This is a genomic window from Variovorax sp. KBW07, from assembly GCF_003852515.1.
Lineage (GTDB): Bacteria > Pseudomonadota > Gammaproteobacteria > Burkholderiales > Burkholderiaceae_C > Variovorax.
In genome coordinates, this window is sequence record NZ_QAJK01000130.1 from 1 (window position 1) to 24,001 (window position 24,001).

The 24,001-nt window shown below is 68.5% G+C and carries 24 protein-coding genes; 19 read left to right on the forward strand and 5 right to left on the reverse strand.

The window, feature by feature from the left end; genetic code table 11:
- On the reverse strand, positions 1-76 hold a 76-nt coding region (locus tag DBV14_RS34025; protein ID WP_311732862.1), incomplete at its 3' end, for a hypothetical protein.
- Between the two features lie 137 nt (positions 77-213).
- On the opposite strand from DBV14_RS34025, the gene paaC reads away from it, so the two are divergent.
- From paaC to DBV14_RS24440, 16 genes are all read left to right on the forward strand, one after another.
- The gene (gene paaC / locus DBV14_RS24365; RefSeq protein ID WP_124462948.1) at positions 214-1,002 is read left to right on the forward strand and encodes a 1,2-phenylacetyl-CoA epoxidase subunit PaaC; all 789 of its coding nucleotides are present in this window, start codon (positions 214-216) and stop codon (positions 1,000-1,002) included.
- Positions 1,002-1,544 carry a 1,2-phenylacetyl-CoA epoxidase subunit PaaD gene (gene paaD, locus DBV14_RS24370; RefSeq protein WP_124462950.1) on the forward strand — a complete coding sequence of 181 codons (543 nt, stop codon included), beginning with the start codon at positions 1,002-1,004 and terminating at the stop codon, positions 1,542-1,544. Before paaC ends, paaD begins: the two co-directional genes overlap by 1 nt.
- 13 nt (positions 1,545-1,557) lie before the next feature.
- Positions 1,558-2,652 carry a 1,2-phenylacetyl-CoA epoxidase subunit PaaE gene (gene paaE, locus DBV14_RS24375; protein WP_124462952.1) on the forward strand — a complete coding sequence of 365 codons (1,095 nt, stop codon included), beginning with the start codon at positions 1,558-1,560 and terminating at the stop codon, positions 2,650-2,652.
- Between the two features lie 47 nt (positions 2,653-2,699).
- Positions 2,700-3,845 (forward strand): ABC transporter substrate-binding protein, encoded by a 1,146-nt coding sequence (locus DBV14_RS24380; RefSeq protein WP_124462953.1) that lies wholly within the window; start codon positions 2,700-2,702, stop codon positions 3,843-3,845.
- Between the two features lie 177 nt (positions 3,846-4,022).
- The gene (locus DBV14_RS24385) at positions 4,023-5,051 is read left to right on the forward strand and encodes a branched-chain amino acid ABC transporter permease (RefSeq protein WP_124462955.1); all 1,029 of its coding nucleotides are present in this window, start codon (positions 4,023-4,025) and stop codon (positions 5,049-5,051) included.
- Positions 5,048-6,970, forward strand: coding sequence for an ATP-binding cassette domain-containing protein (locus DBV14_RS24390; protein WP_124462957.1), 1,923 nt, complete (start codon positions 5,048-5,050; stop codon positions 6,968-6,970). The genes DBV14_RS24385 and DBV14_RS24390 overlap by 4 nt, the downstream gene beginning before the upstream one ends.
- Entirely contained in the window at positions 6,967-7,698 is a 732-nt protein-coding gene (locus DBV14_RS24395) for an ABC transporter ATP-binding protein (RefSeq protein WP_124462959.1), read from the forward strand. The genes DBV14_RS24390 and DBV14_RS24395 overlap by 4 nt, the downstream gene beginning before the upstream one ends.
- Positions 7,699-7,859: 161 nt before the next feature.
- Positions 7,860-9,920 (forward strand): phenylacetic acid degradation bifunctional protein PaaZ, encoded by a 2,061-nt coding sequence (paaZ, locus tag DBV14_RS24400; protein ID WP_124462961.1) that lies wholly within the window; start codon positions 7,860-7,862, stop codon positions 9,918-9,920.
- Positions 9,920-10,678 carry an SDR family NAD(P)-dependent oxidoreductase gene (locus DBV14_RS24405; RefSeq protein WP_124462963.1) on the forward strand — a complete coding sequence of 253 codons (759 nt, stop codon included), beginning with the start codon at positions 9,920-9,922 and terminating at the stop codon, positions 10,676-10,678. The genes paaZ and DBV14_RS24405 overlap by 1 nt, the downstream gene beginning before the upstream one ends.
- Before the next feature lie 30 nt (positions 10,679-10,708).
- Positions 10,709-11,269, forward strand: coding sequence for an isoprenylcysteine carboxylmethyltransferase family protein (locus tag DBV14_RS24410; RefSeq protein ID WP_124462965.1), 561 nt, complete (start codon positions 10,709-10,711; stop codon positions 11,267-11,269).
- Between the two features lie 107 nt (positions 11,270-11,376).
- Positions 11,377-11,835 (forward strand): hypothetical protein, encoded by a 459-nt coding sequence (locus tag DBV14_RS24415; protein WP_124462967.1) that lies wholly within the window; start codon positions 11,377-11,379, stop codon positions 11,833-11,835.
- A gap of 229 nt (positions 11,836-12,064) precedes the next feature.
- Positions 12,065-12,649 (forward strand): phosphatase PAP2 family protein, encoded by a 585-nt coding sequence (locus tag DBV14_RS24420; RefSeq protein ID WP_124462969.1) that lies wholly within the window; start codon positions 12,065-12,067, stop codon positions 12,647-12,649.
- A complete protein-coding gene (locus tag DBV14_RS24425) occupies positions 12,646-13,722 on the forward strand; it encodes a glycosyltransferase family 2 protein (protein ID WP_124462971.1) in 1,077 nt (358 codons plus the stop codon). Before DBV14_RS24420 ends, DBV14_RS24425 begins: the two co-directional genes overlap by 4 nt.
- Positions 13,719-15,365, forward strand: a complete 1,647-nt coding sequence (locus DBV14_RS24430; protein ID WP_124462973.1) for a glycosyltransferase family 39 protein — start codon at positions 13,719-13,721, stop codon at positions 15,363-15,365. The genes DBV14_RS24425 and DBV14_RS24430 overlap by 4 nt, the downstream gene beginning before the upstream one ends.
- Positions 15,366-15,387: 22 nt before the next feature.
- Positions 15,388-16,212: a ChbG/HpnK family deacetylase gene (locus DBV14_RS24435; protein WP_260397210.1), complete on the forward strand. Its 825-nt coding sequence runs from the start codon at positions 15,388-15,390 to the stop codon at positions 16,210-16,212.
- Entirely contained in the window at positions 16,209-17,258 is a 1,050-nt protein-coding gene (locus tag DBV14_RS24440) for a hypothetical protein (protein ID WP_124462977.1), read from the forward strand. Before DBV14_RS24435 ends, DBV14_RS24440 begins: the two co-directional genes overlap by 4 nt.
- On the opposite strand, the gene DBV14_RS24445 is transcribed toward DBV14_RS24440, so the two are convergent.
- The 3 genes from DBV14_RS24445 to DBV14_RS24455 all read right to left on the reverse strand — a co-directional run bounded on the left by DBV14_RS24445 (position 17,239) and on the right by DBV14_RS24455 (position 19,234).
- On the reverse strand, positions 17,239-17,862 hold the full coding sequence (locus DBV14_RS24445; protein WP_124462979.1) for a flavin reductase family protein: 624 nt from the start codon (positions 17,860-17,862) through the stop codon (positions 17,239-17,241). The genes DBV14_RS24440 and DBV14_RS24445 overlap by 20 nt on opposite strands.
- Positions 17,863-17,958: 96 nt before the next feature.
- Positions 17,959-18,432, reverse strand: coding sequence for a hypothetical protein (locus DBV14_RS24450; protein ID WP_124462981.1), 474 nt, complete (start codon positions 18,430-18,432; stop codon positions 17,959-17,961).
- A 76-nt stretch (positions 18,433-18,508) separates the two neighbouring features.
- Complete coding sequence (locus tag DBV14_RS24455; RefSeq protein WP_260397211.1) at positions 18,509-19,234, reverse strand: hypothetical protein; 726 nt, start codon at positions 19,232-19,234, stop codon at positions 18,509-18,511.
- Positions 19,235-19,630: 396 nt separating this feature from the next.
- Between DBV14_RS24455 and DBV14_RS24460 the strand changes: the two genes are divergently transcribed.
- The 3 genes from DBV14_RS24460 (at position 19,631) to DBV14_RS24470 (ending at position 23,043) form a co-directional block, all read left to right on the forward strand.
- Positions 19,631-20,560, forward strand: a complete 930-nt coding sequence (locus DBV14_RS24460) for an SAM-dependent methyltransferase (protein ID WP_185546114.1) — start codon at positions 19,631-19,633, stop codon at positions 20,558-20,560.
- Between the two features lie 102 nt (positions 20,561-20,662).
- Positions 20,663-21,370 (forward strand): ParB-like protein, encoded by a 708-nt coding sequence (locus tag DBV14_RS24465; protein ID WP_124462985.1) that lies wholly within the window; start codon positions 20,663-20,665, stop codon positions 21,368-21,370.
- Entirely contained in the window at positions 21,367-23,043 is a 1,677-nt protein-coding gene (locus DBV14_RS24470) for a SulP family inorganic anion transporter (RefSeq protein ID WP_260397212.1), read from the forward strand. The genes DBV14_RS24465 and DBV14_RS24470 overlap by 4 nt, the downstream gene beginning before the upstream one ends.
- On the opposite strand, the gene DBV14_RS24475 is transcribed toward DBV14_RS24470, so the two are convergent.
- Positions 23,018-23,974, reverse strand: coding sequence for a helix-turn-helix domain-containing protein (locus DBV14_RS24475; protein WP_124462987.1), 957 nt, complete (start codon positions 23,972-23,974; stop codon positions 23,018-23,020). The genes DBV14_RS24470 and DBV14_RS24475 overlap by 26 nt on opposite strands.
- Positions 23,975-24,001 lie beyond the last annotated feature (27 nt).

Consider the following 24,001-nt stretch of genomic DNA (forward strand, 5'->3'; position numbering starts at 1 on the left):
AATAGACCTCGAAGTCCAACGGCCGCGAGCGGTCGGGCACCAGGTGGAACTCGGGCTGCGCCGCGTTCAGCTCGATGCGGTCGGTGCGCCGCTCGAACCAGGGAAGTACCCGGTGTCATTCGCACACGCCAAGAATGACCCCGCTCCCGCTCCCAAACAGCAGCGCCAAAAACACAAGCCCCCGACAGCACAACGCAAGCTGGAAAAATTGAAATGCAAGCATCGATCGAACTGAACCGCACGCCCGCCGTGCAATACCTGCTGCGCATCGGAGACACCTGCCTCGTGCTCGCGCAACGCCTCGGTGAATGGTGCGGCCATGCGCCCGTGCTGGAAGAAGACATTGCCATGGCCAACATCGCGCTCGACCTCGTCGGCCAGGCGCGTGGACTGTTGACGCACGCCGGCAAGCTCGAAGGCGCCGACGGCTCGGGCCGCGAACACGACGAAGACCAGCTCGCCTACCTGCGCGAAGAACGCGACTACTTCAACCTCACGCTCGTCGAACTGCCGCGCGGCGACTTTGCCTTTGCCGTGCTGCGCAACACCATGGTCGCCACCCTGCTCAAGCTGCTCTGGCAACGGCTGGCCTCGTCGAGCGACGCCGAAGTGGCCGCCATCGCCGGCAAGGCCGTCAAGGAAGCGCGCTACCACCAGCAGCATTCGGCCGACTGGGTCGTGCGCCTGGGCGACGGCACCGACGAATCGCACCGGCGCACCGACAAGGCACTGAAGCAGCTCTGGCTCTACGTGCCCGAACTCTTCGAGAGCGATGCGGTGGATGCCGAAGCCAGCGCCAGCGGCCTCGGCCCGGCATGGAGCGAACTGCGCGAGCCCTGGCTCGCCGAGATGCAGCAGGTGCTCGACGCCGCCGGCCTCGCGATGCCGAAGGAAGCCGCGTTTCGCAGCACCGGCAAGCAAGGCGTGCACAGCGAGCACATGGGCTATATCCTCACCGAGATGCAGCACCTGCAGCGCAGCTTTCCCGGAGGCGTGTGGTGATGAATGCCACCGGCACCGGCGCGGCCGTCGCCTCGCGCGTCGATGCGGCGTGGGCCGTGCTGCACACGGTGCTCGACCCCGAGGTGCCGGCCGTGTCGGTCTGCGACCTGGGCATCGTGCGCGAAGTGATCGAGCACGATGACGGGCTGGAGATCGTTCTCACGCCCACTTATTCTGGCTGCCCCGCGACCGAGGCCATCGAGCACGACGTGCTGGCCGCCATCGAGCAGGCCGGGCTGGGCCGCGCTCGCGCCACGCTGCGCCGCGCGCCCGCCTGGAGCAGCGACTGGATCAGCGACGAAGGCCGCGCCAAGCTCAAGGCCTACGGCATTGCGCCGCCCGCCCACCTCACGCCCGAGGCCGCCGCCAGCACCGCCATGCCCATCAAGCTCTTCGGCCGCATCGCCGGCGAGCGCATTGCCTGCCCGCGCTGCGCGAGCGAGCGCACCGAACGGCTCTCGGCCTTCGGCTCCACCGCCTGCAAGGCGCTGTACCGCTGCATGGCCTGCCGCGAGCCTTTCGAACACTTCAAGCCAATCTGAGACGGTCCCCACGATGAGCACCCTTTTCCATCCCCTGCGCGTGAAGGCCATCGAGCCCGACACGTCCGAGGCCGTCATCGTCTCGTTCGAAGTGCCGGCCGACCTGCAACAGGTTTTCGGCTTCACGCAAGGCCAGTACCTCACGCTGCGCCACGACATCGACGGGCAGGACCTGCGCCGCTCGTACTCCATCTGCGCCGGCCTCGACGACGGCGAGCTGCGCGTCGGCGTGCGCAAGGTGCGCGGCGGCGTTTTCTCGAACTGGATCAATGCCAGCCTGCAACCGGGCGACACCCTGCAGGTCATGGCGCCGCAGGGCCGCTTCTTCGTGCCGATCGAGCCGGCTGCCGCGCGGCACCACGTCGGCATTGCGGGCGGCAGCGGCATCACGCCGATCCTGTCGATCATGAAGACGGTGCTGGCGCGCGAGCCCGCGAGCCGCTTCACGCTGATCTACGGCAACCGGCAACTGCAGTCCACGATGTTCAAGGAAGAAATCGAGGACCTGAAGAACCGCTACATGACGCGGCTCGTTTTGCAGCACGTTTTTTCCGACGAGCACACCGATTCGCCGCTGGGCTTCGGCGTGATGAACCGCGAGAAGATCGGCGAGTTCCTGGCGTCGGTGGTGCCCGCGAAAAACATCGACCACGTGTACGTCTGCGGCCCGTTCCAGATGAACGACGAGGCCGAGGCCGCGTTGCTCGCGGCCGGCGTGCCCGAAGACCGCATCCACATCGAACGCTTCGGCGTTGCGCTGCCTTCGGCCACATCCACCGCCCAGGTCGGCGCCGTGGTGCACGAAGCGCTGCCGGGCGACGCCAAGCAGGCACGCATCACCATCGTGCGCGACGGCCTGCAGCGCGAGATCACTTTCACCGAAGGCCAGCCGAGCATTCTCGATGCGGCATCGGCGGCCGGGCTCGAGGTTCCTTTCTCCTGTACTTCCGGCGTGTGCGGTACCTGCCGCGCCAAGTGCGTGGACGGGGAAGTCCGCATGGAACGGAACTTCGCGCTCGACAAGAATGAGGTCGCCGCCGGTTTCGTATTGACCTGCCAGGCCCACCCCCTTACCGAACGCGTCACGCTCTCTTTCGACGAGCGGTGATAGATACTTCAGGCTTCAACCATTTTTCAACCCGGAGACAAATCCAAATGAAATTCTTCAAGCCCCTGCTGATTGCCGCGCTGTGCGCCACCGCCGCCGCGGCCTGGGCCGACGTCAACGTCGGCGTGACGGTCTCGGCCACCGGCCCGGCCGCCTCGCTCGGCATCCCCGAGAAGAACACCATCTCGCTGATGCCCAAGACCATCGCGGGCCAGAAGATCAACTACATCGTGCTCGACGACGCGTCGGACACCACGGCCGCCGTGGCCAACACCCGCAAGCTGATCGCCGAGAACAAGGTCGACATCGTGCTGGGCTCGACCACCACGCCCAACTCGCTGGCCATGATCGACGTGGTGAGCGAAGCCAAGGTGCCGATGATCTCCATCGCCGCCTCGGCCCGCATCATCGAGCCGATGGACGCCAAGAAGAAGTGGGTCTTCAAGACGCCGCAGAACGACATCATGATGTCGCTGGCCATCGCCGAGCACATGGCCGCCAACGGCGTGAAGACGGTCGCCTTCATCGGCTTCTCCGACGCGTACGGCGAAGGCTGGTCGGAAGAATTCGCAAAGGCCGCCGCGCTGAAGAAGATCACCGTGGTCGCCAACGAGCGCTACTCGCGCACCGACACGTCGGTGACCGGCCAGGCGCTGAAGATCATGGCCGCCAAGGCCGACGCCGTGCTGGTCGCGGGCTCGGGCACGCCGGCCGCGCTGCCGCAGAAGACGCTCAAGGAGCGCGGCTACACCGGCAAGATGTACCAGACGCACGGCGTGGCCAATGCCGACTTCCTGCGCGTCGGCGGCAAGGACGTCGAAGGCACCTTCCTGCCCGCGGGCCCGGTGCTCGTGGCCGAGCAGCTGCCGGCCGCCAACCCGGTCAAGAAGTCCGCGCTGGCCTACGTGTCGGCCTACGAAGCAGCCTACGGCAAGGGCACCGTGTCGACCTTCGGCGCGCACGCCTGGGACGCCGGCCTGCTCATGACCTCGGCCGTGCCGGCCGCGCTGAAGAAGGCCCAGCCGGGCACGCCTGAATTCCGTGCCGCCCTGCGCGATGCGCTGGAACAGGTGAAGGAAGTGTCGGGCGCGCACGGCGTGTTCAGCATGACAGAGAAGGACCACCTGGGCCTGGACCAACGCGCCCGCGTGATGGTGAAGATCGAAAACGGCGCCTGGAAGTACCAGCCCTGAAGCACCTCTGACTTGCTCCCTCCCCTTCGGGGGAGGGTTGGGGTGGGGGCAAGCGGCTTTTGATCAAGCACTGCGCCGAACGAGCCATGCCCCCATCCCAACCTTCCCCCAAAGGGGGAAGGAGCCAAACGGTGCAGACACTGATTCGACACACGGGCCGAGCCCGAAGGTTTTCTTATGGATTTGCAGATCGCCCTGCTTCTGGGGCAGGACGGCATCGTCAACGGTGCCGTCTATGGATTGATGGCGCTCGCCCTCGTGCTGGTGTTCTCGGTCACGCGCGTCATCTTCATTCCCCAGGGCGAGTTCGTCGCCTTCGGGGCGCTCTCGATGGCGATGCTGCAGGCCGGCCGCGTGCCGGCCACGCTGTGGCTTCTGCTGGCACTGGCGGTGATGGTGCTGGTGGTCGAGGCCGTGCGCTGGAAGCGCGGCGCGGTGGTCGACTGGGCTTCGGCGCTCGCCTGGTGCGTGGTGCTGCCGCTGGCCGCCGCCGCGCTGGTGCTGCTGCTCAAGCCCACCTCGATGGCGGGGCAGGCGCTGACCACGCTGCTTCTCATCATGCCGCTCGGTCCCCTGCTCTACCGCCTGGCCTACCGGCCGCTGGCGGATGCCAACGTGCTGATGCTGCTGATCGTCTCGGTCGCGCTGCATGGCGTGCTGGTCGGGCTGGGCCTGCTGTTCTTCGGTGCCGAAGGTTCGCGCACCACGGCCTTCTCCGACGCGCGCTTCGACATCGGCGGCATTCCGGTCAGCGGGCAATCGCTGGTGGTGGTGGGCGTCACGCTGCTGCTGGTGATCGCCATGTTCCTGTTCTTCGGCCGCTCGATGGTCGGCAAGGCGCTGCGCGCCACCGCCATCAACCGTGTGGGCGCACGGCTGTCGGGCATTCCGACCGAACTGTCGGGCGACCTGAGCTTTGCGCTCGCGGCGCTCATCGGCGCCGTGTCGGGCCTGCTGATCGCACCGATCACCACCGTGTACTACGACACCGGCTTCCTCATCGGCCTGAAGGGCTTCGTGGCGGCCATCGTCGGCGGGCTCGCGAGCTATCCGCTGGCACTGGTCGGCGCGCTGCTGGTCGGCCAGCTCGAAGCCTTCGCCTCTTTCTGGGCCAGCCCCTTCAAGGAAGTGCTGGTCTTCACCTTGATCATTCCGGTGCTGTGGTGGCGTTCGCTGCGCAGCCATCACGTGGAGGACGAGGAATGAACCCGTCTTCGAACAACGCCGCCGCCGTGGACAGCAACAGCAACAACAACGCACCCGCCGGCAAGCCGCTGGTCACGCCGCGCCAGCTCACGCTGGTCTTCGTGGTCCTGCTGGCGCTGGCCTGGGGCTTCCTGCCGGAGTTCACGGTCTCGGTGCTCAGCAACATCGGCCTCTATGCGCTGGTCGCGGCCGGGCTGGTCATGCTGACCGGCGTGGGCGGCATGACCTCCTTCGGCCAGGCCGCATTCGTCGGCATGGGCGCCTATGCCACGGCGTGGATCTGCACCTCGCCCACCGCCGCCGCGTGGATGGGCGGCGCGGTGGGTCCCGGGCTGCTGCCATGGGCCGGCCTGCTGCTGGGCCTGGCCTTTACCTTCGCGCTGGCCTGGGCGCTGGGCGCGGTCACGCTCAAGCTGCAGGGCCACTACCTGCCGCTGTGCACCATCGCCTGGGGCCTGAGCCTGTACTACCTGTTCGGCAACATGGAGTTCCTGGGCGGGCAGACCGGCATCACGGGCGTGCCGCCGCTGGTGGTCGCCGGCGTGTCGCTGGCCACCCCGCGCGCGCTGGGCATCGTGATCTGGGCCGTGCTGCTGCTGGCGCTGTGGGCGCTGCACAACCTGCTCGATTCGCGCGAAGGCCGCGCCATCCGCGCGCTCAAGGGCGGACGGCTGATGGCCGAGTCGATGGGCGTGGACACGGCGCGCCACCGCATCAAGCTCTTCGTGCTGGCCGCGCTGCTCGCGGCGGTGTCGGGCTGGCTCTACGCGCACCTGCAGCGCTTCGTGAACCCCACGCCCTTCAACCTGAACATCGGCATCGAGCTGCTGTTCATGGCGGTGGTCGGCGGCGCGGGCCACCTGTGGGGCGCGGTGCTCGGCGCGGCGCTCATCACGCTGCTGAAAGAGAAGCTGCAGGACATCCTGCCCTCGCTGCTCGGCACCAGCGGCAACTTCGAAGTGATCGTGTTCGGCCTGCTGATGCTGTTCGTGCTGCAGCGCTTCGCGGACGGCCTGTGGCCCACGCTGGCGCGGCTGTCCCGGCGCTGGGTGCGCGACGATGGGCGCAAGGCCGTGCCCGCTGCCGCATCGAACGGCGCCACCGTGCAACTCGCGCAGCGCACGCTGCCCGCAACGGGCCAGCTGCTGCTCGAAGCCAGCGACGTGAGCAAGCGTTTCGGCGGCCTGGTCGCCAACAACGCGATCTCGATGACGCTGAAGGCCGGCGAGATTCACGCGCTGATCGGCCCCAACGGCGCCGGCAAGAGCACCTTCTTCAACATGATCTCGGGCGTGGACGATCCGACCTCGGGCGAAGTGCGGCTCTCGGGCCAGTCGATGGCCACCAGGCCCTCGCGCGCTTTTGCCGCACTGGGCCTGGGCCGCACCTTCCAGCACGTGCGCCTGCTCGGCCAGCGCAGCGTGGTGGAAAACGTCGCGCTCGGCGCCCACCTGCGCGCCAAGCGCGGCTGGCTCGCCGCGATGCTGCGGCTCGACCGCGCCGAAGAAGCCGCGCTGATGGCCGAAGCCCGCCGCCAGATCGAACGCTGCGGCCTTGGCGCGCATGCCGACACGCCGGCCGCATCGCTCTCGCTGGGCCAGCAACGCGTGGTCGAGATTGCCCGCGCGCTCGCCGGCCAGCCCTCGGTGCTGCTGCTCGACGAACCCGCCGCCGGCCTGCGCCATCTGGAAAAGCGCGCGCTCTCGGAGCTGCTGAGCCAGCTGCGCGCCGAAGGCCTCGGCATCCTCGTGGTGGAACACGACATGGAGTTCGTGATGAACCTGGCCGACCGCATCACGGTGCTGGAATTCGGCACCGTCATCGCCACCGGCACGCCCGCCGAAGTGCAGGCCAACCCGCGCGTGCTCGAAGCCTATCTGGGCGGCGCCGACGACGAACTGCTGGAAGACGCACGATGAGCGCCCCCATCCTCCAACTCGAAGATTTCTGCGTCGCCTACCGCACCGTCGAAGCGGTGCACAGCGTGCGCCTGCACGTGAACGAAGGCGAGATCGTCACCGTGATCGGCCCCAACGGCGCCGGCAAGACCACGCTGCTGTGCGCGGCCATGGGCCTGCTGCCTTCCACCGGAAACCTCTCGCTGCACGGCGAGCGCATCGCACGCCCCGGCGTCGAGACCATGGTGGCGCGCGGCGTGGCGCTGGTGCCCGAGCGGCGCGAGCTGTTCGGCGAGATGTCGGTCGAAGACAACCTGCTGCTCGGCGGCTTCTACCAGTGGCGCAAGGGCAAGCGCGACCAGCGCGCGCGCATGGAAGAAGTGTTCGAGATTTTTCCGCGCCTGCGCGAACGCAAGCCGCAGATGGCGTCGACGCTGTCGGGCGGCGAACGCCAGATGCTGGCCATCGGCCGCGCACTGATGGCACGGCCGCGCCTGCTGATGCTCGACGAACCCTCGCTGGGCCTTGCGCCGCTGGTGGTGCGCGAAGTGCTGCGCGTGGTCGCGCAACTGAGAACGCATGGCGTCTCGGTGCTGCTGGTGGAACAGAACGCACGCGCCGCGCTGCAGGTGGCCGACCGCGCCTACGTGCTCGAGATGGGCGACGTGGCGCTGGAAGGCAATGCGCGCGACCTGCTGCACGACCAACGAATCATCGATACCTACCTGGGCATCGGCAACAAGCACTGACCGCCTCTTGCCTTTCTCTTTCTCCCTCCCCTTCCGGGGGAGGGCCGGGGTGGGGGCAAGCGGCACTTGATGAGGCACCGCGCCGAACCCACGCCGCTTGCCCCCATCCCAGCCTTCCCCCGGAAGGGGAAGGAGCCAATACAAAGCCAAAGGACACCCTCATGACCACCCTTCAAAGCTACATCGCCGGCCGCTGGATCGGCCAGCAAGCCGCGCAGCAACTGCGCAGCGCCATCAACGGCAGCGCCGTGGCCAGCACCCACGCCGAAGCCATCGACTTCGCCGAAGCGCTGAACCACGCGCGCCGCGTCGGCCTGCCCGCGTTGATGGCGCTCGACTTCCAGCAGCGCTCCGAACGCCTGAAGGCGCTGGCCAAATACATCGCCGCGAACAAGGAAACGCTCTACGCCATCTCGGCCCACACGGGCGCCACGCGCGCCGACAGCTGGATCGACATCGAAGGCGGCGCCGGCACGCTGAGCGCCTACGCCGGCATCGGCACCAACGAGCTGCCCTCGGGCAACCTGGTGCACGAAGGGCCGGCCTTTCCGCTCGGCAAGAAGGGCGGCTTCGCGGGCACGCACATCCTGGTGCCGCGCGGCGGCGTGGCGGTGCACATCAATGCCTTCAACTTCCCGGTGTGGGGCCTGCTCGAGAAGTTCGCGCCCAGCTTTCTGGCGGGCATGCCGTGCATCGGCAAGCCGGCCACGGCCACCAGCTACCTCACCGAAGCGCTGGTGCGGCTCATCGTGCAGTCGGGCATCCTGCCCGAAGGCAGCCTGCAGCTGGTGATCGGCGGCACGGGCGACCTGCTCGACCGGCTCGAAGGGCCCGACGTGGTGACCTTCACCGGCTCGGCCGACACCGCCGCCAAGCTGCGCGTGCATCCGAACCTGGTGCGCCAGTCGATTCCGTTCAACGCCGAGGCCGACTCGCTGAACTGCGCGATCCTGGCGCCCGACGTGACGCCCGACGACGAGGAGTTCGATCTCTTCGTGAAGGAAGTGGCGCGCGAAATGACCATCAAGGCCGGGCAGAAATGCACCGCCATCCGCCGCGCCATCGTGCCGCGCCAGCACCTCGATGCGGTGGCCGGGCGCCTGCGCGCGCGGCTCGCCAAGACCGTCATCGGCGACCCTTCGCGCGAAGAGGTGCGCATGGGTGCCCTGGCCTCGCACGCGCAGCAGGTCGACGTGGCCGAGCGCGTGGCCACGCTGCTGCAGGGCGCGGAGCTGGTCTACGGCGAACGCGACGGCTTCTCGCCCGTGGGTGACGGCGTGGGCCAGGGCGCCTTCTTCGCGCCCACGCTGCTGCTGAGCCGCAAGCCGCTCGAACACGATGCCGCGCACGACGTCGAAGCCTTCGGCCCGGTCAGCACGCTGATGCCATACGACAGCACTGACGGCATCGACGAGGCACTGGCACTGGCCGCGCGCGGCCGTGGCAGCCTTGTCGGCACCCTGGTCACGCGCAGCCCGGCCATCGCGGCCAAGGCCATTCCCGTGGCCGCCGCATGGCATGGCCGCCTGCTGGTGCTCGACCGCGAGGCCGCCGCCGAATCGACCGGCCACGGCTCGCCGCTGCCGCAGCTCAAGCACGGCGGCCCCGGCCGCGCGGGCGGCGGCGAAGAACTCGGCGGCCTGCGCGCCGTGAAGCACTACCTGCAGCGCGCCGCGGTGCAGGGCTCGCCCACCATGCTGGCCGCGATCACCGGCGAGCACGTGCGCGGCGCGGCCGTGCGCGAGAGCGAGGTGCACCCCTTCCGCCGCCACTTCGAAGACCTGCGGATCGGCGACTCGCTGCTCACGCACCGCCGCACCGTCGGCGAGGCCGACATCGTGGCCTTCGGCGGCATCTCGGGCGACTATTTCTACATGCACTTCGACGAAGTGGCGGCCAGGGAGTCGCCGTTCGGCAAGCGCATCGCGCACGGCTACTTCGTGCTGTCGGCGGCTGCGGGCCTGTTCGTGTCGCCCGCGCCGGGCCCGGTGCTCGCCAACTACGGCCTGGACACCCTGCGCTTCGTCAAGCCCGTGGGCATCGGCGACACCATCCGCGCGCGCCTGACCTGCAAGCGCAAGATCGACCGCAACAAGAAAGACGCAAGCGGCCAAGGCCAGGGCGTGGTGGCATGGGACGTGGAGGTGACCAACCAGGACGGCGACGTGGTCGCGAGCTACGATATCCTGACCCTCGTCTCCAAGAAACCGGAAGCTGCCTGATGTTCGATCTCACGGGAAAAGTCGCCCTCGTCACCGGTGGAAACGGCGGCATCGGCCTGGGCATGGCCCAGGGGTTGGCCAGGGCCGGCGCCCGCGTCGTGGTTGCCGCGCGCAACGCGCAGAAGTCGGCCGCCGCGGTCGAATCACTGAAGGCACTGGGCAGCGACAGCTTCGCGCTCGAAGCCGACGTGAGCGACGAGGCCTCGGTGCAGAAGGCGGTCGACGAAGCGGCCGCGCGCTGCGGCCGGCTCGACATTCTCGTGAACAACGCCGGCACCACCGTGCGCAAGCCGGTCGACCAGCTCTCGCTGGACGAGTGGAACAAGGTGCTGGGCACCAACCTCACCAGCGCCTTCCTGTGCAGCCGCGCCGCGCACCCGCACCTGAAGGCGGCCGGCGGCGGCAAGATCATCAACATCGGCTCGATGATGTCGATTTTCGGCGCGCCCTACGCGCCGGCCTATGCCGCGAGCAAGGCGGGCATCGTGCAGCTCACCAAGTCGACCGCGCTCTCGTGGGCGGCCGACAACATCCAGGTCAACGCCATCCTGCCGGGCTGGTTCGAGACCGAGCTCACCGACGGCGCGCGCAGCCAGATTCCGGGCCTGTACGACCGCGTGGTGGCCCGCGCCGCGGCGGGCCGCTGGGGCCAGCCGGCCGACATTGCCGGCACCGCCGTGTTCCTGGCCAGCCCCGCATCGGACTACGTGACCGGCACCGCCATCCCGGTCGATGGCGGGTTTTCGATCTCTGGCTGAAGACGGGCGGGCCGTGTAAATTCGGCCGCCATGCTCTTCTGGTTCCAGATCCTCCTGTTCGTCGCCGGCACGGCCGCGCTGCTCTATGTTTCGCGCGGCCCCTTGCGGCAGCCCGGCTCGCACGGTTTCTACCGCTTCTTCGCGTGGGAATGCATGCTGGTGCTGATCATCGTGAACCTGCCCGTGTGGCACGTCGATCCGCTCTCGGCAACGCAACTGCTGTCTTGCGTGCTCCTTGCGCTGTCGATCTGGCTGCCGATCCACGCGGTGCGGCGGCTCAAGGCGCAAGGCAAGCCCAGCGATGCGCGCAATGACGACCCGGCCCTCTATGGTTTCGAGAAAACCTCGTCGCTGGTGACCACCGGTGCCTTTCGCTACATCCGCCACCCGATGTACACGGCGCTGATGCTGCTGGCCTGGGGCGCCTTCCTGAAGCAGTTCACCTGGCTCACGCTGGCGCTGGTGGTGGCGGCCACGCTGCTGCTGGTGCTGACGGCATTGAGCGACGAGAAGGAATGCATCGCTCATTTCGGCGACGACTACCGCGCGTACATGCGCGGCACGCGGCGCTTCATTCCGTTCGTGCTGTAGCTGGCCGGCGCGCGTACGCGCGTCTACACCCGACTCGCACCGTCACCTTGCTGGAGGCTGACCGGGCCGATCAGGTTCTGTTCACAACCGCGACCTAGCATCCGCGCATGCTGCTCGCACGTGTCCGCCGTTTCGCCCGAACGCACTACAAGGCGTGGTGCGTCGCGGGCATGCTGCTGATTCTTCTGCAGCCTTTCATCGCGGTTCACTTCCGCTGCGACGGCCTCGAAGACGAACCCATGCTGCGGGTTCGAAACCTCGGTGGCACCACGCAGTTCGAGGCCGACGACCGCGCGGACCATCCGAACGACCACGAGACCACGGTCTTCGCGCAGGCGCCGGCCAGCATCGATCACCCCGACGCGCTGATGTCCGCGCTGGACGGCTTCATGGCCATGGTCTTCGCGCTGCTGCCTCTGACGCTGGCCATGGCCCGCCTTGCCACCCCCATCGAACGAGAAGCACCCGAGCGCGTGCCGCCGCACGGGGGCGCGCCGCCCCCGGCCACGCCCTCGCGACCTTGGCGGCGACTGCCGCCCACCGCTGCCCCGCCCCAGGGGATCTGAGCAGCGGCGCCACGCGCGCCGCTTCTTCGTGCCGCGCCAGCGCCGGTGCCTTCATTCACCGACGCGACGCAGCGGGCTCTCTTCCTCGTCGAAAGGTCCTGACCGTGACCCCTGCATTTTTCGGGTGCGCGCGCCGCACCCGGCGCAGCCGTGCGCCTGCCTCCTGCTCCTGCTACTGCTTCAGCTTCAGCTTCAGCTTCTTCGTCAACCCGCTCGCGGGGAGCGCACCGTGAACACGCTCAACCTCGCGCTGTTCCAGTGGATCACCGCGGGCAGCCAGCCGACGCCCTGGGTGCTGTCCGTCGCAACCGGCTTCGCCCTCTGGGGCAGCTGGGTGAGCGTGGCCGTTCTCGTCATGGCCATGTGGCGCCATCGCTCCGAGCGGGCCTACCTGTGCATCGTCACGGCCGTGGCCGGCCTGACCTCGCTGGTGGCGCATGGCATCGCGCTGTCGCTGAACGTGCCGCGGCCCTTCATGCAGGGGCTGGCGCCGTCGTACATCGAACACGCGGGGCGCGGGTCGCTGCCGAGCACGCACGCGGCCGTCATGTTCATGGTGGCGTTCGCCTTCATGCTGCGGCCCGACCTGCGCAGGCTGGGTGTGCCGCTGCTCGCCGTGGCGCTCGCCACCGGCTGGGCGCGCGTCTTCGTGGGGGTTCATTTTCCGCTCGACATCGCGGCCGGCGCATTGCTCGCGGCACTCATCGTCGGAGCGCTCGCCATGGGGCAGTGGCTCCTGGGTTTTTTCACGTCGAGAGCCGGCCGCGCTTCCGACGACAGGCAAGCGGCCGCATCGCTCTGGAGGCATCCATGATTTCTTCGACCCCCAACCGGCACTCGCGCGCCAGTGCGCGCATCGATGTGCCGCAGGCCACGCAACCGGAACACAGCACCGTACAAGCCGGGCCCGCCACCAACACGCCGGCCGCTCCGCAAGTGGGCGCACGCACCATCTCGTGCGTCATTCCTTGCTTCAACGAAGCGGCCAACCTGCGGAACCTGCTGCCCCTGCTCGAAGACATTCTCTGGGCCACGCACATGCGCTGGGAGATCATCGTGGTGGACGACGGCAGCACCGACGACACCGCCGCCGTCGCGCAGGCGTGGTGCGAGCTGTCGGGCTTTCGCTGCATCTCGCTGTCGCGCAACTTCGGCAAGGAAGCGGCGCTTACCGCCGGCCTTGCCGCGGCCCATGGCGATGCGGTGGTGCTGCTCGACGGCGACCTGCAGCACTCGCCTCAGCTCATTCACGCCATGGTCGCGCAGTGGGTCGCGGGCGCGGAGGTGGTGTACGCGGTGCGCGAGGCGCGCAACGACGAAAGCCGCTTCAAGCGCATCGGCAGCAGGCTCTTCTACAGCTTCGTCAATTCGTCCGACCGCTTCGAGGTGCCGCGCGACGCGGGCGACTTCCGCCTGATGGACCGCAAGGTGGTCGATGCGCTCATGAGCCTGCCGGAGCGCAGCCGCTTCATGAAGGGGCTGTACGCGTGGGTCGGCTTCCGGGCCGTGGCGCTGCCCTACACGCCCGCGCCGCGCGCCGAGGGCACCAGCACCTTCAACGCACGGCGGCTGCTGAACCTGGCCATCGACGGTCTCACCGCCTTCACCACCTGGCCGCTGCGCATGGTAAGCGTGGCCGGCCTGATGCTCGCCGTGCCGGCCTTCGCCTATGGCGCCTACGTGGCCCTGGACCACGTGCTGTTCGGCAACGCCGTCTCGGGCTGGACCACCATCGTCGTGAGCCTGATGTTCTTCATCGGCATCCAGATGATCTCCACCGGCATCGTGGGCGAGTACATCGCGCGCATCTACGAAGAGGTCAAGGGCCGCCCGCTGTACGTGGTGCGCCGCGAGCACGGCAGCGGGCTCGAGGCCGGCCAGCCATGAGGCAGGCCGGCCACACGAGGCAGGCCGGCCACGCCCGGTGGACGTCGCCGCAGCCGCTGTGGCTGGTTGCCGCGATCTTCGCGTGGCTGCTGGCAACGGCCTGGATGCGCCCGCTCATGGCACCCGACGAAGGCCGCTACGCCAGCATCGCGCTGTCGATGCTGCACTCGGGCGACTGGCTGGTGCCCCGGCTCGACGGCCTGCCCTTCTTCCACAAGCCGCCGCTGTTCTACTGGATCGGCGCGGCCGCCATGGCGGTGACCGGCCCGGTGGAATGGGCCGCGCGCCTGCCCTCCATCGTGGGTGCGGGCGCGGCGGCTTCGGCGCTGTTCCTGTTCCTGCGCCGCTGGTCGACGGTGCGGCTGGCGCTGCTGTCCACCGTGGTGCTGGTGACCACGCCCTTCTTCTTCATGGGTGCGCAGTTCGCGAACCTCGACATGCTGGTGGCCGGCTGCATCGCCCCCACCGTGCTGCTGGCCGCCGCCGCGGTGCTGGCCCGCGAGCGCGAGGAGCCGTGGCGCGGCCTGCTGGCCGGCGCCTACCTGTTCGCCGCGGCCGGGCTGCTGGCCAAGGGGTTGATCGGCATCGTGCTGCCCGTGGGCGTGCTGGCGGCGTGGTGCGCGGTCACGCGGAGGCCGTCGGCCCTGCGGCTGTCGGTGTGGTTGCCCGGCTGGGCGATCCTGCTGGCCGTGGCCGGCCCGTGGTTCGTGGCCATGCAGCTGAAGTACCCGGCGTTCTTCGACTACTTCGTCGTCACGCAGCACTTCAGGCGCTTCGCCTCCTCGGGCTTCAACAACGAGCATGGCATCTGGTTCTACCTGCCGGTGCTGGCGGGGCTCACGCTGCCGTGGTTCGCCTGGGTGCTGGTGCCACGGGGCCGGGATGGCGTGGCGCGGCCCCGGCTGTCCGACATCGACTGGCTGATGTGGATCTGGTTCGCCGTCGTCGTGGTGTTCTTCTCGCTGCCGCGCTCCAAGCTCATCGGCTACGTGCTGCCGGCACTGCCGCCGCTGGCCTACCTGATTGCGCAGCGCGTGCTGGCGGGCCGGTCGATGGAGGCGCTGGTGCCCAGGGTGCGCGCAACGGCGCTGGCCTCCGCCGCCGTGAGCGTGGCCTGCGTGGCCGGCCTCGCGATGTATGCCGTACCGCCCGGCACCCGGCTCCGGCTGCCCGTGGGCCAGGCCGTGGCCGCCGACGACCAGGTGCTGATGCTCGACAGCTATTTCTACGAGATTCCGTTCTACTGGAACCTGCGCCAGCCGGTGCGCATTGCGGACGACTGGAAAGCCGCCGCAGCCGACACCCGCGACAACTGGCGCAAGGAAATCGTCGATGCCGGCCGCTTCGATCCGGCGCGCGCCGCGAACACGCTGGTCGATCGCACGCAGCTTGCCGCCGCGCTCTGCGTGCCCCGCATCACCTGGCTGGTCGCGCCGAGCAATGCGCAGCTCGCGCACCCCTGGCTGGCCCGCGCGCAGCTGGTCGCGGTTCACGGAAGCGTTGCCGCATGGCGCTTCGCGGGCAGCGCCGGGCAGGACCCGCACTGCCTCGACGTCGCGGCCAGCGCACCTGCCGCATCCGCTGCATCCGTGACACCCGCATCTGCCCATCCCCCTGCTCCCGGAACGAATGGCGACGACTGAAACTCCAGACTCCTTCGGGTCGATGACACGCTACCTCTGCATCTGCGCGGACGACTTCGGCCTGAGCCCCGGCATCAACACGGCCGTGTTCGACCTGGCCGAGAGGGGCAACATTTCCGCCACCAGCTGCATGGTGCGCCGCAGCGCCTGGGCCGCCGGCTCGAAGACACTGAGGCGCTTCGACCCCGCCTTGCTGGACACGGGCCTGCACCTGGACCTCACGCGCCCCGAGACGGTCGACGGCTTCGAGCCCGGCCTGTTCGGCCTGCTCGCCCGCACCTACACGCGCACGGTGTTCGCAGCCGCGCTCCACGCGGACATTCGCGATCAGCTGAACCGTTTTGAAGACGCCATGGGCCGCGCGCCCGCGTTCATCGATGGGCACCGGCACGTGCATCAGTTCCCCGTCGTGCGGGCGTTCCTGGTCGAAGAGATCGCGCGTCGCTACCCCGTGTCGCCGCCCTGGGTCCGCGCCACGGCACCGGGCTGGCGCTACGGCCGCGGGTGGCTGAAGGCCGAGGTCGTTCATGCACTGGGCGGTGCACGGCTGGCGGCGCTCGCGAAGAAGCGCGGAATTCCTTTGAGCCGCCGCCTGCTGGGCGTCTACGATTTTTCCGGCGACACGCAGCACTACCAGACCTGCCTGTCGGAGTGGCTCTCGGAATGCCGCACTGGCGACGTGCTGATGTGCCACCCATCGGCCGGTGCCAATCTGCCGAGCGACCCGCACGGCGCAGCGCGGCTGCGCGAATACGCGGTGCTGCAGCGCCTGGCGTTTCCGATGCAGGAGCACACGGGCGACATCGTGCTTGCGCCGTTGTCCCGGCAGGTTCGTCGCGGACAATGACCGCCATCGTGCTTTTCGCATCGATCCACTACAAGGGCACGCCAGGCATGACACCGAACCGCGACGACGAGACGTTCTGGTCCATCGACTGGCCGCACGGCGCGCTGACCGTGCGCGCCATCGGCGGCATGCTGGCACCACTGCAATTCACGCTGCCCGACGGACAGCGCATTTCCCCGCTGTACACCGCGCCCTGGGCCGAAGAGCAAGGCACGCAGGCGCTGTCCGGCCTCATGCGCGGGTTGCGCGGCGAATGGCCCTGCGCGCCCTTCGGCCCGGCGCAAACGCCCGATGGCCTGCCTGCGGGTTGGGCTTCGCGCGACGGCGGATCGCCATGGGACCACGGCCATTCGGCCAACCATGCGTGGACGCTGGTCGATCGCAGCGACGGCGCCATCACCTTGCGCATCGAGCTGCCCGAAAGCGACCCGCTGGCGTGGATGGAGCGCGTCATTCGCCCCAACCCCGATGCGCCGGCGCTGGACATCGACCTGACGATGCACCCGCGCCGCGACACCGTGCTGCCGTTTGCATTGCACCCGACCTTCGCCGTGCCTTCGAGCGGCATGCAACTGCTGCCGGGCGAATACGCGGCCGTGCACACCTATCCGATGCAACCCGAGCCCGGGGTGTCGCGGCTCACGCCCGACCGCACGGCGGCCTCGCTGGAAGCGCTGCCATGTGCCGACGGCAGAACCGATTTCAGCAAGCTGCCGCTGGACTTCGAGACCGAAGAAATTCTTCAGCTGCAGGACTGCCGATCGGCCTTCGTGCTGCGCTATCCCTCGGGCATCGAGGTGGTGCTCGACTGGGACCGCGCGCAACTGCCCGATGCCGTGTTGTGGGTGAGCCAGCGCGGACGCCGCCAGGCGCCCTGGAACGGACGCAACCAGGCGTTGGGCATCGAGCCCTGCAACTCGTGCTTCGACCTGAGCCGGGTCGCGCAACCGCCCGGGAGGCATCCGCTGTCGCACCGACGCGGCTTGCCGCTGACTGCCGGTCGCACCTTCAGCACCCGCTACCGGATCAGCGCGCGCCTGGCGTAGACATCGGCATCGGCAAAGGCCGCGCATCGACCTGTTCGCCATCGACGATGAAGTGCCCGCCCGCCACGTGGTGCAGCGTGCGCAGTTCGTCGTGGCCCGCGAAGTTCCAGCGTCCGTCGGCGAACACGCGCGAGTCGGCTTGCGCGGCGATCACCTCGCCCAGGAACAGGTCGTAGCGCTGCTGGATCGGCGGCTCGGGAAGCAGGCGGCATTCGAGCCACGCCACGCAGTCTTCCAGCAACGGCGCATCGGTCGCCGTGCCCACGAAAGTCTGCAGGCCATAGGCCGCGAACTTGTCGTGTCCCGCCTGCTCGACGATCTCGCGGCCCGAACTGTTGCCCAACGCTTCCGTCAGGTCCAGCTGCGCGCGCGTCGGCACCTGCAGCGCGAAATGGCCAGCGCCTTCGAGCAGCACGCGCGTCCACGTGCTCTTGTCGATCACCACGGCCACCTTCGGCGGATCGAAGTCGAGCGGCATCGCCCAGGCCGCGGCCATGATGTTGCGCTGGCCACCGTGCGCGGCGCTTACCAGCACGGTGGGGCCGTGGTTCAGCAGACGGTAGGCCTTGTTCAACGGAACCGGCCGGCGGTGTGATGCATTCATGCGCGTGAGACCGGCAAAGCCCAGTCCATGGGATGGAAGCACGCCAGCGTACCAGCATGGGCCCGGCCTTGCCTCGCCGGGCGCTTCACTTTGGCATCAACGATAGGCGTCGCACAGGGCGAGGTATTCGTCGCCCGAAATCTGCAGCGCGGTCGCGCGGCGCAGCACGCGGGCCTTGGGCTTGGGCAGGTCGGTCCTGATCTGGATCTGCTTGCCGATGGGAATGCCCATGTAGCTCTGGTTGACCCAGATGTTCTCGACGATGTTGTGCCACGGAATCAGCATGTCGTTCTCGAAGGTCAGGCCCTGGTGGCCGACGACGAAGGCGGGCGTATCGATGTTGCCCAGCTGCCGGATGCACTTGATGGCCAGCCACGCCGCGAGCAGGCCGAACGCGCCGGCAATGAGGATGCCGATGTTCTTGTCCTGCGCACGAATGCAGAGCACGGCCAGCACGCAGGCCACCACCACCCAGAGGACGGCGCCGGCGATCAGTCGCGTGCGGGAATAGAAGACAGGGCGGTCCTGGCGGGTTTTTTCCTGCTGGCTGGCGGAGCTGTAGATTTCCATTTTTTCCCGATTCGATGTGTGTTGGAGTGGTTGAAGAAAGGAAGGAAGAGAAACGCGAAAAGAAGAAAGGATTGGCTCAGGCAGACGGCAGGCGCTGCATCAGGCAGACCATCAGCACCGGCTCGTTGTCGATCTTCGAGCGATCGATCTTGCGGGTCTTGCCGTTGGCGACGATCACCAGGTGTTCGTCGACGTCCATGCCCTCTTCGTCGGACTGGGTGCGGATGGTGTCGATGTTCGACCACGCAATGAGCTGGCCCTTGTGCACCAGGCCTTCCGCATTCAGCCCCAGTGCGCCGAAGGCCACGGTCTCGCCTGAATGCACGCGGCGTTCGACGTCGTGCCGCAGCACCTCGCCCACGGCTTCTTCCACTTCGGCGAGCAGCGCGTGCGCGTTGTCCCACAGGTCGAGCCGAAGCCGCAGCGTGTTGCCGTTGCGCGTGGTCAGCAGCAGATGGTTGCGGTTGTGTCGGTGGCGCAGCCGCGTCACGTCGGCGAAGGCCACGATGTTCTTGCCCATCTGCAGCCCATGCGCGCCCACGGTCAGCACTTCGGGCGCGCGCAACCATGCAAAGAAGTCGCTGCCCTTCCAGCAGATCAGGTAGATCGCGGCGGGAATCGCCAGCACCAGCACGAACAGCGTTGCCTTGTAGCGAACGATGTCCGGCGTGATGAGATACGGAAGGATGTAGATCTTTGCCGGCACCAGCATCATGGCGCAGAAGAGATAGATCGCGGCAAGGCCGCCCAGCACGCAATAGAAGGCGTAGCGCGGAAAGATTCGGGCGTGACGAATGGGCATGTGCGTGGCCCAGTGCGTCGACAACGGGCGAGGTGGCGTGATGGCGTGAAGCTTGATTTGCGCGCACGACCATACCAGCGGGAAGTGCCATGCGAGACGCTTTGCAGGCCATCGGGGCCCTCTTTTTTTCTATCGCAAACGGCAGCGCCGAAGACTGGTAGTTAGGAAGATTTAAGTTTCCTGCTTACCTGTTGGCAACCGCTGCTTAAGCATTCATGGCACCTCGTGCCGCCAATGCGCGCGCGCATCGGTGCTCAACAATGCATCGAGCGCCGCGAGCAGGTTCAGGCCCATGGAATTCATTTCACGCAGGCCATTGCCTTGAACAATGCCCTGTACAGATGCGTCCGGCGGGTTGAAACTTCGCGCCCTCGCAACGCCGGAGCCTTTCTCTTCATGAACCCATCGCAAGCCAGCCGCACCGCCCTCGCCACCTCGTTGATGCGGGCACTCCATTCGCGCAGCGACCCCGCGCCACTGCTGGACGATCCGTGGGGCGACCGCCTCGTGCCTGAATCCGTGCGCACGGCCTTTCGCGAACGGGGCATGGCACGGCTCGGCGCTTCAGCTTCAGCCGCATCGCTGTCGTCGTTGTCGCCGGAAGCGGTGCTCGATGCGGGCCTGCGCGCGAACGCGGCCTACCCCGATGTGATCCTGCGTTCGCGCTACACCGAAGACGCACTGAAAGACGCGGTGAGCCGGGGCGTCCGCCAGTACGTGATCGTCGGCGCGGGCTTCGACAGCTTCGTCTGCCGCCGCCCTGCGTGGGCCGAAGGCCTGGGCATCTATGAAGTCGATCACCCGTCCACGCAGCAACTGAAGCGCCAGCGCCTGCAGGAGTGCGGCGTTGCCGAATCGGCTGACGTGCACTTCGTCGAGGCCGACCTGTCGGTCGAAGACCTCGGCACCGCGCTCGCACGCTCGCCTTTCCAGCCCGCCCTGCCGACCTTCTTCGCATGGCTCGGCGTTACCGTGTACCTCACGCGCGAAGCCAACCTGGCCGCGCTGCGCGCCATTGCCTCCTGTGCACCGGAAGGCAGCGAGCTGGTCTTCACCTACGTCGACGAGGCAGCCTTGCGCACCGATGGCACGGCCAATGAAGCGTTCCAGAAGCTGCGCGGCGACGTGTCTTCCGTGGGCGAAGCCTTCCTGTCGGGCTTCGATCCGACAACGCTGGCGGCCCAGCTGCGCGACACCGGGCTCGAACTGGTGGAAGACCTCGATGACCACCAGGCCCTGGCGCGCTACGACGCCGCGGGCGCCAACGGGCTGCGGCCCGCCGGCGCGGCGCACGTGGCGCGCGCCGTCAGGTTCCGGTCCGCCTGAGGCTGCTAGCGTGCGCGGCACTTGTGGCGCTGCCCGTCGATGGCGATGATGCCTTCCGACGCGCCGCCACCGGTTCCCGCAACCCCGACAACAGGCCCTGCCATGACCGCCAAACCCAACCTGATTTCCGTCGCCCTCGGCGAACTCCATCCGACCCAGATCACGGTCGGCGGCGCCGAGGTCGCGACCAAGCGCACGCAGTGGAGCCAGCTCAAGCGCAAGGAGCGCGAGCGCACGCTGGCCGCGCACTGGTTTCCGGCGGTGCGCGGGCCGGGCGGGCGCTACTACATCGTCGACCACCATCACCTGGGGCGTGCGCTGCATGAGGAGTCGGTCGACACGGTGTGGGTGATGCAGCTGGACGATCTCTCGGAGGTCAAGGGCGAGCAGTTCTGGCGGCTGATGGAATTCCACCGCTGGGCGCATCCGTTCGACGAGAAGGGCAAGCGGCGCGAGTACAGCGCGATACCTTCCAGCGTGGCTAGGCTGCGCGACGATCCGTACCGCGCGCTCGCCGGCTTCGTGCGCAAGGCCGGCGGCTACGCGAAGGACGCGGCGCCGTATGCGGAATTCCTTTGGGCCGATCATTTCCGCCCGCTGCTGCCGGCCAAAAAACTGCAGCCCTCGGCGACCGAGCCGCTGCCGCAAGCCACCATCGACAAGGCCGTGGCACTGGCGCGCGCCGCCGCCGCACGCTACCTGCCGGGCTGGACCGGCGTGACCAATCCGGGGCCGGCGCCAGCGCCCGTGGCCGCCACGGCGGCCATCGAGCCCGCCCACGACCACAACGACCACAAGCCCGCCAAGTGAGCCTGGGCAGCAGCCTCCCCGGGCGCCGCCCCGGCATCGCCGACGTGGTGGCGGGCGTGTCCATCGCGGGGCTGCTGCTGCCCGAGGCCGTCGCGTATTCGGGCATTGCGGGGCTGCCGCCGCAGGCCGGTGTGATCGCGCTCTTCGCCGGCCTGCTGGTCTACGGTTTCTTCGGCAGCAGCCGCTTCGCGATCGTCTCGGCCACCTCGTCGTCGGCCGCGGTGCTGTTCGCGGCCACCACCTCTGTTCCGGGCATCGATGCCGCGACGCGGCTGGCGCTGGGCGCGGGCATCGTGCTGCTGGCCGGCGTCTTCTTCGTCATTGCGGGCATCGCCAAGCTGGGCGCGGTGTCGAGCCTGATCGCCAAGCCGGTGCTGCGCGGCTTCGCGCTCGGGCTGGCGCTGACCATCGTGATCAAGCAGTTGCCGAAGGTGCTGGCGGTGCAGCCCGCGCACAGCGATTTCTTCAGGCTCATCGCGGGCCTCGCGGCCGACTGGCGGCACTGGAACCTGGCCGGCGCGGCCATGGCGCTGGTTGCGCTGGTGCTGCTGCGCGGACTGGCGCGCTGGCGCGCGGTGCCGGCCGCGCTGCTGGTGATCGTGGGCGGCATCGTGCTCGACGTGAGCGGGCTGTGCCATGCCTGGGGCGTGGCCGCGGTGGGACCGATCTCGCTCGACTTCTCGCACCCGGGCGTGCCCTCGCTCGACCGCGCGCAATGGCTGGGCTTGGGCGAGCTGGCATTCGCGATGGCGCTCATCCTGTATGCCGAATCGTATGGCTCGATCCGCACCTTCGCGATGCGCCACGGCGACAGCGTATCGGCCAACCGCGACCTGCTGGCGCTGGGCGGCGCGAACCTGCTGTCCGCGCTGTTCCAGGGCATGCCGGTGGGCGCGGGCTACTCGGCCACCTCGGCCAATGAATCGGCGGGCGCGCAGAGCCGTGCGGCGGGCCTGGTGGCCGGGCTGGTGGTGCTGGTGGCGGTACTCACGCTGCTGCCATGGATCGCGCACACGCCCGAGCCGCTGCTGGCCGCCATCGTGATCAATGCGGTGAGCCATTCGCTGAACCCGTCGTCGATGCGGCCGTATTTCCGTTGGCGGCGCGACCGGCTGGTGGCGCTGGTGGCCGTCGCGGCCGTGCTGCTGCTGGGCGTGCTCGACGGGCTGCTGGCGGCCATCGGCGTGAGCCTGCTGCTGCTGTTGCGCGGCTTCTCGCGCACCACCGTCAGCTGGCTCGGCCGGCTGGGGCAGAGCCACGACTACGTCGACACGGGGCGCCACCCCGAGGCCGTGGTGCCGCCGGGCGTGCTGATCGCGCGGCCCGAAGTGCCGCTGTTCTTCGGCAATGCCGATGCGGTGTTCGCGTCGATCCGCACGCGCATCGACGCCACGCCGGCGCTGCGGCGCATGGTGCTGAGCCTGGAAGAATCGCCGGACCTCGACGCCACCAGCATCGAGGCGCTGTGCGACTTTGCCGCCTACGTGCGCGTGCGCGGCGCGCGCCTGTCGCTGGCGCGCGTGAAGGACAACGTGCGCGACCTGCTGGCCAAGGTCGATTCGCCCGACCTGTCCGCCGAGGTGTATGCGCCGTGGAGCGTGGACGATGCGGTGCAGGCCTCGCAGGGCACGGGCACCGCCACGACCGTCAGCGCTGCGCCGCCTGCCGCCTGAACTCGCTCGGGCTGCCGCCCGTGTGCTCGCGGAACACGCGGCTGAAGTGCGAGAGATTGCCGAAGCCGGCAGCCAGCGCAATGTCGGTGATCGACCTCGCCGCGTTCGCCGGGTCGAGCAGTTCGCGGATGCTGACGGCCAGACGCTGGTGCTGGATGTAGCCGGTCAGCGTTTCGTCGTCGCCCGCAAAGGCGCTGTGCAGCAGCCGCTTGCTGCAGCGCAGGGCCAGCGCCATGCTGTCGATCGACAGCGCCGGGTCGTGCAGGTTCTGCGCCACGTGCCGGCGGATGCGGTCTTTCAACGCCTCGCGTTGGGTCTGCGGCGTTTCCTGCCCCGCCAGTTCCATCAGCGACAGCCGCACCAGCTGGATCAGCAATTCGCCGGCACCACGCGCCGCGGCCTCGCTCATGAAGGGCAGCTCCAGGTAGGTGCTGCGCATGGTCTCCAGCGCCACGCGCGAGATGCCGCTGCCGCCGCCGATGCGCCGCGCCACCAGGTCGTTGAGCGGCAACGCGGGCGTGGCCAGCTGGTCTTTCGGCAGCATCACGATCAGGTGGTCGCTGCGCTCGGGGTTGGCCACGGTGTAGTCGGCGGTGGTGTCGTACAGCGTCCATCCGCCCGAGCGCACCGCTGCCGCGCGGCCGCGCTGCGTGACTTCGGCCGAGCCCTGCCAGGGCGCGACGATCTTCAGGTACGGCGCTTCGCTCATGCGTGCCATCTGCGTGGTGCGCAGCACGCGGTGCCGGTTGGCTTCGAGCCGCGTGAGGATCACGTCGCCGGCATGCGAGGCCGCCAGGTGGCCATCGAATTCGCTGTCGTCGTACAGGTCGGAACCCAGGCCGCCGAAGTGGCGCCACACCCACTCGCACCACAGCGGCCCGCGCTCCTTCGGCGGGATCTGGTCGGTGGACAGGAGCAAGGAGGCGGTCATGCGGGCTGGACTGCAAGGACGACGAGA